We start from the raw sequence: 1,328 nt of genomic DNA on the forward strand, positions 1-1,328 counted from the left end.
TGACGCCCACGCCGGCGGCATCGGCACCGTTGGGGTACTCGACGGCGCGCTCAGCAATATGGCCTACGTGTTCGGCACCTCCTCCTGCACCATGACCACCTCGCCAGAGGCCATCTTCGTGCCCGGCGTCTGGGGTCCGTACTACTCGGCGATGGTGCCGGGCTTCTGGCTCAATGAAGGCGGCCAGAGCGCGGCCGGCGCCGCTATCGACCGGCTGCTGAGCTTCCATCCGGCGGCGCACGAGGCCCGCCAGCTGGCGCAGGAGGCCGGGCTGCCGCTGCCGGTCTATCCCGCGGACCGGGTGCTGGCCCGCCTGGAGAGCCCCTCCGAGGCGGTACACCTCGCCGCCGGCCTGCACGTGGTGCCCGAATTCTTAGGCAACCGCGCCCCGCTGGCGGATCCTGGCGCCAGGGCGATCGTTGCCGGACTGGGGATGGAAGGGGATATCGATAATCTGCTGGCGCTGTACGTTGCCGGGCTGTGCGGTATCGGCTACGGCCTGCGGCAGATCCTTGATGCCCAGGAGGCCTGCGGCGTGCGCAGCGAGAATATCGTGATTAGCGGCGGCGCGGGGCAGCATCCGCTGGTTCGCCAGCTGCTGGCCGATACCTGCGGGATCCCGGTGATGAGCACCGAGTGCAGCGAGCCGGTGCTGTTGGGTTCGGCGATTCTTGGCGCCGTTGCCGGCGGGGTTTGCGCGTCGCTGCCGGAGGCGATGAAGCGGTTTACGCGGGTGGACAGGACCTATGGCAGCGCGACCCGGTATCAGGGGGTTCACCAGCGTCGGTATGAGGCTTATTTGGCTCTGCAGAAGACGGCAAGATTGATAAGGGAGTAGCGGCGAGTTTAAGGTGGAGCCGGTCTGGCTCCCTGAAGTTTTGCGGTAGCCGCGTTGGAGGATATTTTCTTGCTCCGCGGATATTGCGCTCCCCGGCGGTTTCCCTGCCCCATGTTTCCCAAAGCGCAGGGAGCGCACAGGGGGCGGCCCATCGCCGCCGCCCCCTGTACCCCCGGGCTCCGGCCAGCCAAAATCGCCGCTGCGCGGTCCCTTCGACCGATGCCGTCAGGCTGTCGGGTCGGGCCGAGGTAACGTCCCTGTAAATCACGGCCCTCAGCCCGCATCCATGCGGGCTGCCCCGGCCTGTCGGCAGCGTCTCAGCGATTTTGAGGCCGACAACACCCGCAGTTTCAGCCGGCTTCAGAACTTTCGATAAACAACGTTCAGGGACCAAAAGGCGTCGAATCCGACCGAAATCACGGCCCTCAGCCGACACCTGCGGTGATGAACGTCGTATAAGAACGTTCAGAAACATAAAGGCGTACGATAG

Annotated in this window: 1 protein-coding gene; it reads left to right on the plus strand. The window is 65.7% G+C overall.

What is annotated here, in order from left to right:
• Nucleotides 1-838 (plus strand): FGGY-family carbohydrate kinase (locus PFH44_RS27670; RefSeq protein ID WP_283826852.1); only part of this gene is annotated, 838 nt, incomplete at its 5' end.
• Between the last annotated feature and the right edge of the window lie 490 nt (nt 839-1,328).

The organism is Klebsiella sp. Ech2A, from assembly GCF_030078455.1.
In the GTDB taxonomy this organism is placed as follows: Bacteria; Pseudomonadota; Gammaproteobacteria; order Enterobacterales; family Enterobacteriaceae; genus Klebsiella; species Klebsiella terrigena.